The following is an 18,510-nucleotide window of genomic DNA, read 5'->3' on the forward strand; positions in this document are numbered from 1 at the left end:
TTTGGATATTTCCAGTGACCAAATCCGTACTCACCATTTGGATTACGGTATTTGCCGTATGGCTCACAAGGTTCAGCTCACGGACATAATTGCGCTCATCTGAAATAACTTCCAAACGCCACTGCCCCAAAGCAATATTCGGCACAGTAAAGCTGACTTCCTGAACAACTTTCCCACCCTTCACTATATTTCTGTTAAATGACGACGGTGAAAATGACAAAGTATAAGTTTGGGCAGGATCATTGACATTCACCAAACGCACGCTGTCATACACCAAACCAGTAAAATCAGCTGTTCCAGTATTATTTAACGTATAGGATAATTTAAGCTGTTGCCCGGATTGCCATTGTGAGAGTACCTGAATGTCAGACACCTGTAGATCTGGAAGTTTTTCACCTTCAAGAGATAATGGCGCAGACGCCACAGTATTGTTAGCGGTGTGTTCTGGCTCATAAGCGGCACCATAACTGTCAGTTTTGACGAAAATATAGTATTGCCCCAACACTTTATTCAGAGAGAAATCCAGATAGGCTTCATAAGATTCTCCGGTTGCCAGTCCTCCCGCACGGGTCACTGAACCCAGCATGCTTGCTGTTGAATCAAAAACGGATTTGGTAGAGATATAAACTGTATCAACCCAGCGGTTAATATCTGTCGTCAAGTTTCCATTATTGCTAACTTTCCAGACTATACGTCCTGATTCATTCACCCCAAGTGCAGCTGGAGATGAAATAATTTCCGGCACCAAATCTGTAAAGGTTTTAACAATATTTAGCTTAGCAGAAATAGACTGATTGTTTGCTCGAGTATCAGGTTCCTTAACACTCTGATTCACATCACTGGTGACCGCTAAGTAATATTGGCCTTCTATACGCGTCGGAATTTTTATCGTGACATTTTGCTGATAATTTTCGCCCGGATTTAATTCTTTGATCCGATTAAAGCTGGCCAGAATAATATCGTCAGCATTGCCAATAATTGAATCACGGCTCAAGACAATCCGGTCTACCCATTGTCCTTCGGCAGCCTTGTCACCCAAGTTGGAAACTGTCCATTGAATCTGAGCAGCATTACCTGAACCGATCTCTGTCGGCACAATAATGTTAGATACAGCCAGATCGGCATAAGTTTTGGCGCTTGAGATAAAGGCTGCTGTCTTGCTGTTATTGGTCTCGGCATTTCCTGAAACATTGACTTCATAAATCACACCTTGGCCGGTAATGTTGCTGTCGGCAACCACTTCTATGATGAACTGACCAATACCTTCAACACCTTCTGGCATGGTGAAGCTGAAACTGCGGTCGCGTGTTTCACCTGCCAATAATGGCAATGCAGCATTACCATTAAATGCCACAGCAAAATTCATTACAATCTGACCAGCACTGCCATCTGCATTTTTGGCGCGGATAATAATCCGGTCCTGATAGTTCTTAGGTGTTGCTACACTGCCTTGATTGACATCCTGCCAGTTCACCGTGACCAGATCACCAGCCTGAATTTGCGATTGCATCAACTGTAAATTCTGAACAACCAGATCTGGTCCTGCACTTACGGTAATCCGGGTTTCATTGTCATTTTCCAGTGAACCCTGTGCACTGTATTCCGGAACAGCATTGAGGGCATCGACTTTAACCTTAATGGCAAATTGCCCAATAGCATGTACATCGGATGGCCAGATAAAGTCAAAGCTACGCTGAATATGACTATTCGCACTCAGGCTTTGTTCAGTCATCAGGACATCTTTACTGACTACAACCGCTCCCGTGGTGAGATTAATAATTTCAACACGCTCCACCCAGTTGCCCTGAGCCGCTACCTGACCTGAGTTTTTAACATTCCAGTTGAGCGTAACGGTTTCACCTGCCTGCCAGTTCAGCGTTGGAGATAACGCCAGCTGTTCCACAGTTAAATTAGGATAATTTCTTAATACGCTGGCGAAGTCTGAGATTGTCTGGTTATCTTTTTTGGTTTCTACTGTTTCTTTTTGATGATTATAAAAATCCGCTTCAACAATGATTTCAAAATCACCCGCGCCTAAATTTCCTTCAGGAAGTTTAACTACAGCTGTTCGAATCACTGACTGCTGTGCCAAGATACTGCCTTGTTGCTGTTCAGAATAAGACACCAGACTTTCTGCAATAATTTCGCCTGTATCTTTACGTTTAATCAAAATACGGTCGGTAAAATCACCAAATGTACTAATATCACCTGTATTGCTGACCGTCCATTGAATCTCTAGCTGACTGCCTGCCTGAATAGCGCCACCATCAACACTCTTCACACTCAGATTTTGTGCAGACAAATTCACTTGAGGTTTATTTTCAGTATCAATCACAATAGGATTAGATGGTGCATGCACATACACCGCCATACGGAATGGCAACTCAATATCATTACGGTTTGATTCGTCAAACAAGATACAGTACTGACCAGAAACCGTCGCAACAAACTCTGAACCCAGGTTGTTTAGATCATTTCTGGAAATAACTTGTTGACGGCCGTATGGGTCTATCACAATCAGTCTGGTGGAATAGTTTTGCTTCCACTGCCCATTGTAATAGCCATAGCTTGGTGCAATTAGCTCATCAAAATCGATAAATATACGGTCCCCGGCATTTGCTTCAATCTGATATGCAAACAGCTCGCCTTCAGGTTTAAGACGGTCTTCAACAATCTGGCCACTGCTCAACTGTTGAACCTGTTTTAAATCTAAAAATTTAAAACCATAAGCTTGCTGGCTGAACGATGTTGTTTTGACTTTGACCGTATAAATACCTGCGTTAAGCGACAATATCCGGTTATTAATTAAATTGGTTGAGTTGTCGGAAAAAACGGTGCTGCCATTACGATCAATAATGGTAAATACAACATTTGAATCCGTTGCTGTTAATAAATCAAGCAGTATTGTCGACTTTTCATCTACTTGCAGACGATATGTCGCTTCCTGATTTGCAGCATTTAAAAGCCCTGATGTTTTGTCATTTAAACGCAACTGAGGAATATTCTGTAAATTGACATTATCAAGCTGGAACGAAACAGAACCGGAATATTGATAATATTCAGAATTATATCCACTCGTTATATCGTCAAAAACAATATAGTAATGCCCGCTATGTTTCAGGCTGATCAAAGCACCATCTTGCGAGGAATTCAGGTTGTTGCCGCTAATAATTTGACCGAATTCATTGACAATTCTATAGAGTGGCGTAGTGCCGGATACCTGCCCCAAACTATTAAACTGTATGGTTTGTCCAGCCTCGGCATAGAATTTAAATACACGATCGGCTGTTGCATTTTTTGAATAATTTAGAGTGGCAGATTGACCCTGCTGAATCTCTGTAGCCGGGTCAGACAGATTGCTCCATTTGAATTGGATATTTTCTGCATAAGAAGTATTGTTAACTATGTATTTATATACACCAGCTTTTAAATAATAAGCAGTGTTAAAGCCTATCCCTACCACTCTTGATTGAGCATCCAGCACAGAAACCTGATAATAATTTGAAGAATTATAGGTGGACTGGATTCGGTCTAAATAATATAGACCGTCAGACTTCACTTCAAAATAAAATTCCTGGAATGAACTGGTATTAATACTGCCAGACCAGTTTTCTGTAGAAGTGATATTTTCTGGCAGGATAATCTGCTCAGTAAATGGTGTAACTGGACGAATCAATCCGGACTGACGACTTAGAACAACTGTATTATTGCCGGTATATGCATTTTTAGTATTTATTCCTGTTAGCGGATTATAATTATTATTTTGGTATCCACTTAATCCAATATAATAAACACCTGTTTTTTCTACAGTATAATAATTGGATCCCGATTCATCACCATAATATGTGCTGTAAACTGCTCTGCCATCTACATCAAAAATTCGTGTGAGGAAATAATCACTTGTATAAGAAGTAATATTTAAACGCTCACCAGCAACCAGCATAATCTGATATAGGTCGACGTCTTTATTGGCATTTGTACCATCACCGATAGTGGTGGTAATTTTAAACTGTGTATCTGTTTTAAAGTTCAGCTCTTTAGCTGTAGCAAAGGTATCCCCAGCATCATTGCTTGCTGGCTGATTAGCCTTGCTACAGTTCAGCGTAATATTTTGTGCGTCAGTAGTATTATTTTTAAGTTCCAGATAATAAATACCGGTTAAAGTCGCATTATGTTGTATAGCACCCGCTGTTCCTGCCACCAACTCATTACCTGAGGCATCTAACAGACGGATTTGTCCTGCTTGAGCATCAGAAAGCATTGCATTAAACGTATCACCCTGATTCAATACAAATCTATACATATAAGGCTGATTGATGACAGGCTGAATAATCTCCATTTCAGTCTGACCATTTTGCAGGAACAATTCCTGAGCCGTATTTAAGCTCTGACCTGCGTTGTTATACACACCTGTTTGATCAATACGGGCGTCAAACTGCAATGTAGTTGCCTGATCACTATTGGAATTTACTCTTAATGAATAATGCCCAGCTGCCAGATAAACTCTCGCAGTTCCATTGCTAGATGGTAGATTGTTATAACTGAAAAGCTGACTGTTATTTTGATTCCATAACGCCAGTGCGAGGCTAGAGTTGCTTGAAGCAATATTTTCAAGAATCAGCCAGCCTTCTTCAATCATACTAAAGGTATATTCAGCCTGATCAGACCGTTTAGACATAGAAAGATTGACTGTTTGATCAGATTGTAATGGTGCCAAACTATTTAAAACAGGAGAAATCTGCGCATTAAATTGTTGTGTAGCCGTCGTGGTCGATCTGGTCGCAACAAGATAAACCTGATCTGTAGTTGCTATGAATGTTGCACTACTGTAATGATCATAACCTGAAGATAATATCTGACCATTCTCATCAATGATTTGATAGTAAAGCCCTGTATTGGAGTTGAAATCAAAATTATAGTTTTGTCCAGACTGGGTATTTAATGCGATAAAAGCAAAATTCTCACCTGCTTTTAGTTCAAAGCCAATATTATCAATACTGCTTACTGCTAACGATTTTGCAATATAGTCAATTAACTTAAATGAATAAGTTGGTGTAGCTGCTCTCGTACCACTAAATACGAAACGATAACTACCTGCAGCTAAATATTGTACTGAATAAGCATTAGAAGTAACCACAGTACCATCTTCGCGGATAATACTGAAATTCGTACTGCCCAATACAGCATCCACAATAAATGCTGTCGGTTCATCTAATTTCAGTGTATATGTATGAACATCACCACCTTTAGCAATCTGACCTGAAATCTGATCACCAATATTAACAGCTTGTACCTGTTCTACCGGTTTAGTCACCAAAATTGATGCTGTTCTTGGAATGTTAGATGAATTCCCCCAAACCAGCAAAACATACTGACCTGATTGTTTTAAGGTATATTTTTGTGAATAGTCCCCATTGATATATTGATACTCATAAGATGATACAACTCTAGTGCCTGAAGGATCATATAATTCCCAATATATAGTCTGATTACTAGTACCTATATTCCTGAGATCAATAAGCCAGGTTTCGCCAGCCTGACCACTCAAAGTTTGTACATTTGCCTTTTGGCTATTGTCTGCATTTACGTTTAATAGCTGATCCAGATTGAACTGTGTCGCATTGGCAAAACTCAGGTCTACAAACTGGAAGTAATAATTGATTTTACTGCTTGAATAATTCAAAACTGTAATTTCATACTCACCAGATTCCAATTCAAAGTATCTATTTTCACTTAAATAAAAAGTCTGAATATTATTTCGTTCACCTTTCTTTTTAATTGCTAAATAAATATCACCAGATGATCCATTTACTTTAAACAAAGAATCTTTTTCTATAGTCAAACTATATTTTTGCTGACTGTCATAACCTATCAAGCTACCTGATACCAGTTCATCAACAGCAATATTTAAATTTAATGCTTTCTCATTAATTATAAAACTTATATTTCCTGTATAGTTATTGGAATTATAATTAATTGGTTGAATATAATAATAACCAGTTTGATTAACTAAAAAACCATATCCATAGGCATAATAATTAGCTGTAACTGTTTTTATAGCCAAACCATTTATATCATAAATAACAATCCCGGTATAAGATGCATAATTTTTACTTAAATCATAAAGCTTGTCTTTATCCAGATATACCTTAAAGAGTTTATCCGGTATTCCATTACTCAATGTTGCAGAAGTCTGGATATTTACATTCAGATCGACAAGCTGACTTACTATTGTCGTCTTAAAACTAAATAAATTCGCAGTATCATTTGGCTTATTATTATTGATAACAGTCAGTGTATAAGTATCTGCAGCCAACATGTAAAGACCATAATTTGAATTTACAATTTGACCTTTACTGTTTTTAATTTGATAAGTATTGCTCGCACTCGTTAAAGACAGCTGATCAAGCTTTAAAGCTGTCAACTGAGCTAATGTGAATGTATAGGTTTGCTTTTGCTTTAGCCCGATAAACTGATCATTCACAATCTGATCAAGTTCAATCGCTGTCGGCTGTAACACATCTTTAGCAATAAAATCGAGTTTGTAATCAACCTGAGTGTTACTTGAATTTTCAACCAATAAAATATACTGATTGCTCAAGCCTTGGTTCGGCAATGCCTGATAAATAGACCAGATATTGTCACTAGAAAGTTTCTTCCCATCCTGACTGTATAATGTATATCGTAATGCTGACAAATTCTGCGCTGAGGAAGAATGACGCAACCAATACTCAATATTGCTGTTTAACCGCAAGTTAAAGAATTGATAACCGCCATTTGCATTTAAAGTTGCAACAGCATTTCCACCCTGTTCTATATTTTCAAGTTCTGACTGATTTTGAATAACAAATTGTAGCTTTTTCCCGGCTAATTTATCAGACAATTCAATCTTATATTGTCCAGATTTCAACCAAAATGCTTCAAGTGCCTGACCAGTTGCCGTATTTAAAGTCCTTGGCATTCCTTCGTAAACAAAACCATCCGAACCTGTAATTTTTAAATACTGATAGGCTAACTCGGCAAAATCAAAACGAATAAAACCATCTGCAGCCGTACTAAACTCAAATGCAAGCTGATCATTCAGCTCACTTTCATTTATTGTCACCGTCTGATTCAGGCTTATAGCTTCGCTAATAATGGATTCAGTGACTTTATTTTCCTTAACCACCTTGAACTGAATATTTTCCTGAACTTCAATCCCGGTATTTTTGACTGAAATATAGAAATATGGCTGTGTTTTAATTAATTCAATAATCTGTTTTTCATTATTATAATCAGGATAAATTCGCTCACCAGTCTGAGTCCAGAAATCAAATTGCAGATCATAGTGTTCTGAAATCAGATTAAAAATAAACTGGTTATAATTTTCCGTATATACAGCAAAGTAGTCCTGATACACGCGATAAAGTTTAGTTTCCCCTGCAGCCAACTGATCAATTGTCGTATCAACATCTGTAAGCAGATTTACAGTCTGAGATGCCGGTATGACATTGAAAGCCACATGTCCTGTTTGCCATTGCGAATTCAGTGACAACTTATAAGTACCCGCTGTCAGATAAACCGATGACAGCCCGGCATTAGCTGCATATTCCACACCACGCGCAAGCATAGGCTCTGAACTGAACCATTCACCCTGCAGACCAGAACCAACCAATTGCCATTGCAAAGAATCAGAGCCCGAAAATTCAAGGAAATAAGCTCCTGATTTTTCAATTGTTAAAATAATATCCTGTTGTTGATATTCAGCAATGAAGTCCAGTTCCTGTACTGTTGTTTCATTAGAACTCACTAAAAGCTGAATTTGCTTTGGTAGTTTTAGAAGAACCAGTTCAGTTTCTATTTGATTATAATTCGAAATCAAAAGCCAATATTTACCACTAGATTCAGACAGAGATAATAAAGATGTTTGATAATAAACTTGATCATCTAACTGTCGACCATTTTCATCAATCAAGGTAAATCTTAAGTTGCTAGATTCTTGATGATTAAAATCAGCAATATCAATCCAATAATCAAATCCGCTTTCAGCATTTAACTCAAAAATCTGAAAATAGTCACTCTCAATTATGCTTGGACTTTCTACAGATAATTGTTTAGCTTCTGGCTGCTGCGCAAGATTAAGAGCCAAATCATAGCCATTTGCAGATAAATACTGGAAATTGAACTGAGCAGCATATTGACCAGCTTTAAGGAAATATAATCCACCATTCATATCTGCTGAACGATTTACATACTCCCAGTCCCCATTTACTACATTGTATAGGCTGGATGAATAAGGTAATGGTGAATTCACATCCAGTGCATACCAGCCCGCTTCATCAACATTAATATAGAAATATATTCCATTGTATAAATCTGCATCTGAAATATAGTTCTCACTATTTAAATCAAGCTGGGTAATTTGATCTTTAATAATAAATTTTATATTTTCAATAAGGTCAGCGGAAATATTGGAAATGCTCAGATATAGTGAACTTGGCTGATCTGAATATGAATAAATCTGAAATACTTGTGCAAGATCATTATAGGAATTAATGTGATATCCGTCTTCTGTCCACAAGTCAACCTGAATACCAGCAAACCCACTCAAGTTCTTAAATAACAATTCATCTGTAGTTTCTATTGCCAGTTTATAAAACACAGTTTCATTTTCAGCAAGTGAATTAACCAGAACTTCATTGTTTTTTATGAGCTGATTTTGAATCTGTGAAAAAGGAGTAATATTGAATTGATAGGTTGTTTCTAGCAACTCAGGATTATTAATGATTAAATGATAAACACCCTGTTTTAAATACAACCCTGTTACTATGTCATTATAATCATAATATAAAGATGGACCCGTTAAACTCCAGCTGAGTACATCTGCACCCTGTCCTTGTGAAATAAAATAAGTGCCATCCTGTTGAATATTAAGCGTGATTACCTGATGCTCCAAGTCAGCTGTAATTTGCTCATTCACCGAAACTGTAGCATTAACACCCACTGAAACTGTAGCAATCACAGGAATTGCTGCTGTCGTACTATCCTTTTCTTCTAAAGCTATGGATAGATTTTGCAGCAACTCCTGCTGATTATTCCAAATAACTAAAACATAATCTTCATGGGCATACAGCTTTTGTAACTGCACCGCTTCAGATGAGAAATAGCCTGAATTCCATGCAATACCATCACTAGTGTACAAACGGAAATATGCTCCAGCCATTTCTGTCAACAACTGCAATTGATAGTCTTTAGATTCTAAAAGATGAATCGAATACGTTTGGTAACCCAAATTCGATTGTAGATCCAGCTCAACAGCCTGATTTACTTCGATCTGTGGCAACTGAGCATTAGCATGCAGGGTAAATTGGAAAATATTTTCCTCACCCAATATCTCCCCATCATTTTCAGTACCTTCAGTCAATACATTAGGTCGGCTGTAACCTGATTTACCTTTAAATTCAAGCGTATATTTCCCCGCCTGCAAATAAATAGTTTGAAATGCCATTTGACTTTGGTAATTGACATATTCAGGCCAACCATCAAATAACCAGCCAGAATCATTACTAATGGATAAATCACCATAATAGCGATTGTCAAATTCAAGCGTTACCCAACCATTTTCAGCAACCTCAAATAAAAATGTAGGATCATTGGATAAATCATCATAACTAAATTGCTGATTTTGATTTATCTGGATACTTAGATTTTTATTTTTTGTCTCAAAAACAACATCCTGAATAGCCTCTGAAGTATTATTATGAATAGCAAAATAAATATAATCAGCCCCTGCATTTAAACTAAATGGATATTCAAGATCATAAAAATTATTGTATGAATATCCATAATCATCAAACACATTCAAAGATAAATCTGTTTGTTCAGTTTTAAGTTTAAACTGCAAATCTTTATAAGCTGAATATGGAATTTTAAACCAAGTGGTATCATTTGCTTCAATTGCAGGAATAGTCCATTCAGAAGCAATTTGATTCAGTTCAACAATATCAGTAGCAGCTTTAATGTTAAGCATTAATGCAGCATCTGCACTCCACCGAGAATGTAATATCAGCTTATGCGTACCCTGTTTCAGGTAATAGGACTGGAGTTGATGACTGGAGTTTTCATAACTCGTACGTTGATTTTGTGCTACAGCAGCATAAGCTTCTGGAGAAATTCCATTTGACTGCTGATCATTGGTGATAATTTCTAACCATGCACCATTTACATAGCTATAATCAAAGAAGTATAAGCCAGCCTGATTAACCTGAAGCTCAATTTCCTGAATTTGATAAGGCATCATAAATGAATAATCAATTGAGTCAGTCACACTCATATTGATGACTTTTGCAACCTTAACTAATTTTAAGTCTAATGACTGGCTATTCCCAGTAGATTCAATAATCAGAATATAGTCACTTTTCCATTCTTTTTTAGGTAGATAAATTTCTTCTGAACTAAAATTACCACTTACAATTTCAAAACCATCTTGACTTAATACTTTAAACTTAGCCAAACCAAAAACGTTATTCAGCTTTAAATAGTATTCTGATTCAGCATTCATATTAAAATGATAAATCTGGATACCATTACTGTTATTTAAATCTACATTTTTTGTTACATTAGCATCCAACTGTGAAAAGTGACTCATTTCACGAATTATAAAATTAAACTCAGTATTTTTAATTTTATTTTTAAATTCTACAAAATACTGCCCTGCTGTTAACCACTGCCCTGAAACTTTTAAGTTATTGCCTGAAATAATTTCTCCAGCAGGACCAATAATTACAACTTCTTCAAAAATATTTTGAATAAATTCAAAACTAACAAAACTATCTTGTTCAAGTTTAAGGCTATAATTAATATTTCTCGGTAAATCTTTTGCCAGCCCAACCACTTGCTCATTTAGAGCGATGTTCTTAAGAACATTTACAGACTGTACATGCTGTGTTTTTTGATAGTTAAAGACAATATTTTCAATACTTTCATATAAGCTTTCGTTAATAACCGAAATATAAATTTGACTTTGTTTATAATCTTGATAAACATTCGTTCCATCAGTTAAATGATGAGCAAGCAATTGACCATACTGATCCCAAATAGCGATATTCAAATCAGGATGCATCGTATTTAGATTAAAAACATATTCATCCAGATAATCAGAATCAATTGCATAAACAATAGATTCGCCTGGTGAGAGAATATCTATTGTATAGTCTTGATCTGGAATTATTGTTACTAATGACTTGGCAGAGACAATTTCAATTCCATATTGTCCCTCCAAGTCATAATTTGAAATGCTAAACTGATATTTCCCCTCAGCAAGGTAAACTGCCTGTGCTGTAGTTTCCCCCTGAGAAAATTCATTATTCCAGTTAATATTATTTATACCCGGACCACTTAATAACCATGAAGTATTAAATGTATTATTTCCAGGATTTATAAAATATGTTCCAGATTCTGTAACAGATAATTCAACGACTTGAGTATTCGCCACCCCACTGAAATTAAATTCTAATTTTACATTTTCCTGTAGTTCAACTTGCTGAGTGGTTTTATTAGATAAACCCAATATATAAGAGTAATAAGAAGCATTACTCAGTGATGTATTAATCCAAAGATAATAATCCTCGTGAGTATTTAGACTTTGCTGTATAAGCCCAGGCTGACTTATAGCCGTATCAAGAACAATGTTACCGTGCTGATCAAGCAAATATACTTTCGGAATATCAGATGTATTTAACTCAATACTTACATTAATAGTCCCTTTATTCCCAGCATAGCCTCCACTATTTTCATAATATGGACTATAATTACTGTTACCATAAGAACTAAAAGCTAAATAATACTCTCCTCCTTGATTAAATCTATAGTTAAGAGGAGAATCATCTACGGAAACCACTACATTTCCATATCGATCAAATACTTTTAAATATCCATCAAAATGATTCCCATTAAAAGTAGAACCATTCGGCGTAGTAATATTAATAACATCGCCACTTTTTACCTGTATTTTATAAAAATCTGCATCAGCATAACTAGAATTATTATCACCGATAGTAACTTGAAGTTGCTTATGTCTAATAAAATCCAGTTGTTTTGCAGTATATATAGATCCACCCACATCCGTATTAGTATAGTTTACAGGGGCTGTTGCTACATACTTTATTTTAATTGCTACTTTTTCTTTTTTGCTATTTTCAGAAATATTATCAATATTATAGCTACTATTTAGACTGGAACTAACTCCAATATAATAAATACCACTTTTTAAAACAGAGAAATCCAAATCATTAATTTCTGATTTTACAAGTTCTTCTCCATTTTCATTAAAAATTCTAATTAAGGCATCTTCTCTATTTTTTTCAAAGTAAATTTTGTCATTTTTATTTAACGCCAATTCATATAATTCAACACCTTGTTCTGAAAACCCTGATGTAATTACTTTCTCTGAAATTCCTTCTAGATTTAAATACTTAGCATTAGAAGTGTTAGTTGCATAGAACTCAGAAATAAGTCCCAAAAAATCAGAATTTTGTGCATTTATTTTTACAAAACTCGATTCATTTCCATAATTACTAATATTTAAATTTTTATTATTTTGATCAATTACAGCATCTACCTGTGCACTACTTTTTAGCTTAAAACTTATTTCACCCTTAACTGCACTTAAACTATTGATGAACAGAACATAAGCACCAGCTTTTAAAAATTGTGGTGGTGTTTCTGTATCTTTTTGATTTGTAATTCTATTTGAAAAAATAATATTGCCAATACTGTCTTTAATGAGCCATTCTGTGTTCTCTAAACCTTGAGTAAGCTGATCAAATCCAATCCACTGATTCTGTTCTAGGTCAAAAGTATACTGCGTAGACTGAAATGGCTTTCTCAAATTAACAGTAGTTTTTTCATTCAGATTTAATGCAACAACTTCTGGCTTAGAAGCATGCAGGATAAATTGGCTTTCAATACTCTTTTGACTGTCATTACCCTCAATAGATAACCAGTACGTTCCATTACTTAGAGCTTCAAAACCCTGATAATTAGAAGTATTTATACGATTCTTGACAAGATTTGCATTTGAGTCAAAAACACTCCAGCTCGCATTTGCAGTCTGGCTTTCAAAAAACAATCGATCACCCTGACTTAACTCAAACTTGTATAAAATTGCCTGAGTAGACGGATTGAGTTTCAGTTCTGTTTGTTCATTTACGTTTAGACTAACCGCAGCACCTTCACCCAACATTCTAAATGTGTAATTTCCTGTTTGATCATCATCACCATCAATAGTTAGTTGATAAGTATCGGGTATAAGATCAAGAAATTTATGATTATCCTGTGCAAGCTGAACTGCAGAGAAATTTTGACCGAAATCTTTTCCTTTCAGAGACCAGTTAAATTTATTCCCTTCGACTCCATCAAAGAAGAATTTTGTTTTTTCGGTAACAACGAATTCGTATTGCTTCTGCTCACCGGGTTTTTCGATATTGCCGGTAATTTCATGAACTCCAGGCATCAAGTCAGCTGACAAGAGTAATTTCGGCTCCAGCTGTTCAAGTGTCCACATTTGTTCCTGAGCTGTATGCTTATTATTACGACTCATTTTTTACCCCTAATTTTTATTAATAATTTTTAAAGTTTGTTTTAAAAACAATGGTTTTTTGTTGGTGCTATTGTAGTTATTGTTAGTTTACTAATCAATTTTTTTAGGCATTTTTTTCATTAAAAACAATAACATGAAATTTCATGTTTTTTTTCAAACTAAATAATTCTACATTTTTTTTATTCATGTGACTTCAATCACTGTAATCAACATCTCTTTTTGCACTAACCGTTTACATCATATAGATAAGAAACAACTTTACATTCTATTTTCAACTGGACTGCCACCACTCTCCTAGACCAATATCGTCTATTATTTTGTATAGGAGAGAACATTATAAATGGGTAACGATATACCCCTGAATTTAAAGATGAAGCTGTTAAATTAATTACTGAACGTGGCTATTCTGTCCCAGATGTCGTAGAACGTTTAGGTGTATCACAGCACAGATTTATAAATAGCTAAAGACCGTAAAGACTTTATGCAATATTTCTGATGCACATGCACTTCTCGAAGCAAAGAAAGAAATCCTTCGCCTTAAAAGTCAGCTTAAACAAACTGAAGAGTAATGGGATATCTGAAAGTGAAAGCATTGCTTTCACGCCGCTTTGCAAGGCTACCCGAGTAAAGTATCAGTTTATCCTTGAATACAGCCATCAATTTAAAATTAAAATGATGTGTCGGTTTTTTAATATTGCTCGTGCTGGCTATTATGCCTTGTCGCATGAACCTGAATCAGGCAGGACGATTGAAGACAAGCAGTTATTACAACACATCCTCTCTTTTTATGATACGAGTTATGGCATTTACGGTTATCGTCGCACTAAGCTGGATCTTAAAGAGCTGGGCGAAAGTTGTGGACCTAATCGTGTGCTAAAGATCATGAAGAACAACGACTTTGCTCCTATAAAACGCACAAGAGTTATGACTGTGGTCGCCCTTAAATCGTTCTATTCAACCATTAAAATCGAGAGTTTATTGTAAACACGCCTGATACCTCTTCAGTGACTGATTTTACCTACATACGTACATGGCAAGGCTGGCTATATCTGACTGTGGTTCTTGATTTATATTCAAGAAAAGTGATCGGTTGATCAATGGAACCGCCGCTTGCAAAGGATATGGTTTTGGATGCACCTCTTATGGCAGTATGGCGGCGCAGACCCAATATCCTGTGATCATCACTCACTAGCGCAGCAGTGCTGCTCAGGCTCACAATACAGCGGCGGGGATTGGCAGAAATTCTGTCAAAAGCATAACTTTGTTCCGAGTAGGAGTCTTAGAGGCCTTACGCAGTATACTGCTCATGGGATAATGCTGTTGCAGATTCCTTTTTTAGCAGCTTGAAGAAGAAAAGGATTAAAAAGAGGATTTATAAAACACGTGAAATGGCACGTGTAAATGTGTTTGATTATATCGAGATGTTTTTACAATCGGATTAGGCGTGATTCGCACCTTTATGGGATGAGCCCAGAAGCCTTTGAAGCAGCTTTAAAATGAAGCTGTCTTGCATCTAGGATACTGGGAGCAGTCCAGATCATGTTATTCTGTCCTTAAACTTATTATTTTTAGAAGGTTTTTTATAAAAAAATAAGGACCCGAAGATCCTTATTTTTCAAATCAAGCAATGCTGCTTAAGCTTAAATACTCATGCACATGTATTTGATTTCCAGGTAGTCTTCGATACCGTATTTCGAGCCTTCACGACCACAACCCGACTCTTTAATCCCACCAAATGGTGCAACTTCAGTTGAGATCAAGCCTTCGTTAATGCCGACCATGCCGTATTCTAAAGCCTCACCCACTTTCCAAGCACGACTTAAGCTTTCTGTATAGATGTACGATGCCAAACCAAACTCAGTATCGTTTGCCATTTGAATCGCTTGTTCATCAGTACTGAACTTGAATACAGGTGCAAGCGGTGCAAAGGTTTCATCTTTAGCAACCAACATATCTGGCGTCACATCCGCAAGCAAAGTTGGTTCAAAGAAGGTTTGACCAAGTGCATGGCGTTTACCACCCACAACCACTTTTGCACCCTTCTCAACAGCATCTGCAATATGCTCTTGGATTTTTTCCACTGATTTTTCATTAATCAATGGACCTTGCTCTGCACCTGCTTCAAATGCTGGGGCAACTTTAAGTTTTTTTACCGCAGCCGCAAGTTTCTCAACAAAAGCATCATGAATGCTTTCGTGCGCAAGAATACGGTTGGTACAGACACAGGTTTGACCTGAGTTACGGAATTTAGAGGCAATTGCACCTTCAACCGCTTTGTCCAAGTTCGCATCTTCAAACACGATGAATGGCGCATTACCACCCAGTTCCATGCTGAGCTTTTTCATGGTTGATGAACATTGTTCCATCAGCACTTTGCCCACTTGCGTTGAACCTGTGAATGACACTTTTTTCACCACTGGATGCGTGGTTAATACACCGCCAATTTCACGTGAACTACCTGTTACAACGTTGACCACGCCTTTTGGAATACCGGCTTGTTCAGCCAGTGCCACCAATGCCAATGCAGACAGCGGCGTTTCTGATGCAGGTTTGATAATCACGGTACAGCCTGCAGCCAATGCAGGACCGACTTTACGGGTAATCATCGCATTGGGGAAATTCCACGGGGTAATGGCAGCCACTACACCCACCGGCTGCTTGATCACCACTAAACGGCGGCCTTGCTTATCGTGCGGAATCACATCGCCATACGTACGTTTTGCTTCTTCAGCAAACCATTCGATGAAGCTTGCACCGTACAGAATCTCACCACGACTCTCAGTCAATGGTTTACCTTGTTCTGTACTTAAGATCACAGCCAAATCTTCTTGGTTTTCAACAATCAGATTGAACCATTTACGCAGTAACTGTGAACGCTCTTTTGACGTGGTCAATTTCCACGTTTTTAATGCATTTTCTGCCGCTTCAACCGCTTGTTCAACTTGTGCTGCTGATACGCTTGGTACGGTTGCAATGCTTTCACCTGTTGCAGGATTCGTCACAGCAAATGACTTTTGATCTGCTGCATCTACCCATACGCCATCGATATACGATTGCTGTTTCAATAAACTTGGATTATTCAGTTGCATCTATATTCTCCTTAATAGACGCTTGGAGTCGTGCTCACAGGAGCAGCAACGCCATCTTTAAATTTTGCCAGCAGTTGGTTCATTGATTTCATCAGTAAACTGGTATCAACACCGACTGCCACAAATTCTGTACCCATTGCGAGGTATTGTTTCGCAAGTTTTTCATCAGCAGATAGGATACCCGCTGCTTTGCCTGCTGCACGAATTTTTTTAATGCTTGAAACAATAATTTCTTGCACCTCAGGATGACCTGGATTACCACGATGACCTAATGCTGCTGATAGGTCTGCTGGGCCAATAAAGACACCATCAATCCCTTCAACTTTTAAAATCTCATCAAGGTTTTCTAAACCTTTTTTCGATTCGATTTGCACGATCACACAGATCTGTTCGTCAGCATCATTCAAATACGTTGAAATGTTATTCCAGCGTGATGCACGTGCCAGTGCTGGACCAACACCACGAATCCCTTCAGGTGGATAACGTGTTGCGCTCACCATGAGCTCAGCTTGTTCAGCTGATTCAACCATTGGAATAAGCAACGTTTGCGCACCAATGTCCAACAGTTGTTTGATTAAGCCAACATCACCTGTTACAGGACGAACCACCGCTTGCGACGGATAAGCTGCAATGGTTTGTAGTTGATACAGAATCGATTTTAAATCGTTCGGTGCATGTTCACCATCAATCAATAACCAGTCAAAACCAGCATTGGCAGTGATTTCAGCAGTATAGCCATCTGCCATACCGAGCCACATCCCAATTTGCTGAGATGTTTTGAGTTTCTATTTAAAGTAATTTGTCGTATCAAGCATGACTCAGCTCCTTTATCCGAGGCTACAATCAATGGTTAACAGAACAAGTGAACCAACGCTACCAAAAGGCATCCGGCTTAGAGATGACGCAATCGAAATAAACTTCACGTGCAACAGACAGCGATACTACATCACGCTCCCTCAGCGCGCACCGTAAATACAATTTAACTAATTGTTTATTATAAATATTTAAACCCAACCCACATCATTGTACCGCAAAAAATACCGTAAAAATTCAGCATTCTAAAAAATATTGATGATGGCAATGTAGGTCATTACCACCAACGAAATATATTGATTTCAGGTGCTACGACTACCCCACCTGACTATACATTGTTGAATGACAAAATGGCTCAACTAGTCGGTTGGTACAAGTCGGAAGCGCATCAGCGTCATCCTATTGAACGTGCAGCTAAAGTACACCTGGATTTTTTATTGATGGTAATAGACGCACATCACGTCTATTGATGAACCTTAAGTTGCTGAAATCTGGATATCCACCTTGCGTTATTACAGTTGAAAAATCGCGTGGCTTACTATGAAGCTTTGGATCAGTGGATGGCTTATGACAAAACTGAAGCTTTTATCCAATTGATTTCTGAAGCAGTGATCGAAGGATTTAAACCATATCAGATAATTTTAGGAATTTAGAGTTACTCCCATTTATATATTTCTTTATTTGTACTGCTGCTTAGGACATTTTATTTATTAGAGCCTTGTTGCCTAATGCTGTTATCAAAAAATTGTTCAGCGATATAATTTCAGAATGAAGAAGCCTACACATAGAATCTATCATACAAAGAATTGACCTTACCACAAACCTAATTTTATTAACTTATTCAATAGATCTCTTTCATAAATCAAAAAACGATCTTCTTTTTGGTTAATATTTGCACTCCGGATTTCTTAGCATTCGTGCATAATCTGCGGATGAAATACATCGATTCAAACAAGCTTTCTGATCCTCAGTTCAAGTGATACACAGGCATCTCATGGTCAACTTTCTATTTGATGGTTGAGCAATTGA

The 18,510-nt window shown here is 37.1% G+C and carries 3 protein-coding genes and 2 pseudogenes (1 of these 5 only partly in view); 2 read left to right on the forward strand and 3 right to left on the reverse strand.

Annotated elements, in window-relative coordinates:
* A protein-coding gene (locus FB6_RS09695) for a tandem-95 repeat protein (RefSeq protein WP_174559800.1) crosses the window boundary here: on the reverse strand, window positions 1–13,579 show its start. It extends 25,124 nt beyond the left edge of the window; only the first 13,579 of its 38,703 coding nucleotides appear in the window; it begins with the start codon at window positions 13,577–13,579; the stop codon falls past the left edge of the window.
* A 348-nt stretch (window positions 13,580–13,927) separates the two neighbouring features.
* Here FB6_RS09695 and FB6_RS09700 point away from each other — a divergent pair.
* Window positions 13,928–15,079, forward strand: a pseudogene (locus FB6_RS09700) (IS3 family transposase); the annotation flags it as partial.
* Window positions 15,080–15,219: 140 nt separating this feature from the next.
* On the opposite strand, the gene FB6_RS09705 reads toward FB6_RS09700, so the two are convergent.
* A complete protein-coding gene (locus FB6_RS09705; protein WP_174559801.1) occupies window positions 15,220–16,668 on the reverse strand; it encodes an NAD-dependent succinate-semialdehyde dehydrogenase in 1,449 nt (482 codons plus the stop codon).
* A gap of 11 nt (window positions 16,669–16,679) precedes the next feature.
* Window positions 16,680–17,432 carry a 4-hydroxy-2-oxoheptanedioate aldolase gene (hpaI, locus tag FB6_RS09710; RefSeq protein WP_302476190.1) on the reverse strand — a complete coding sequence of 251 codons (753 nt, stop codon included), beginning with the start codon at window positions 17,430–17,432 and terminating at the stop codon, window positions 16,680–16,682.
* 291 nt (window positions 17,433–17,723) lie between these two features.
* On the opposite strand from hpaI, the pseudogene FB6_RS09715 reads away from it, so the two are divergent.
* Window positions 17,724–18,134, forward strand: a pseudogene (locus tag FB6_RS09715) (Fic family protein); the annotation flags it as partial.
* Between the last annotated feature and the right edge of the window lie 376 nt (window positions 18,135–18,510).

Origin of the sequence: Acinetobacter bouvetii (assembly GCF_902753875.1) — a bacterium.
In the GTDB taxonomy this organism is placed as follows: domain Bacteria; phylum Pseudomonadota; class Gammaproteobacteria; order Pseudomonadales; family Moraxellaceae; genus Acinetobacter; species Acinetobacter bouvetii_A.

What these genes read in the sequence shown, in the direction of transcription:
- FB6_RS09705 (WP_174559801.1), bottom strand. Translation starts at nt 16,668, where the DNA reads ATGCAACTGAATAATCCAAGTTTATTGAAACAGCAATCGTATATCGAT.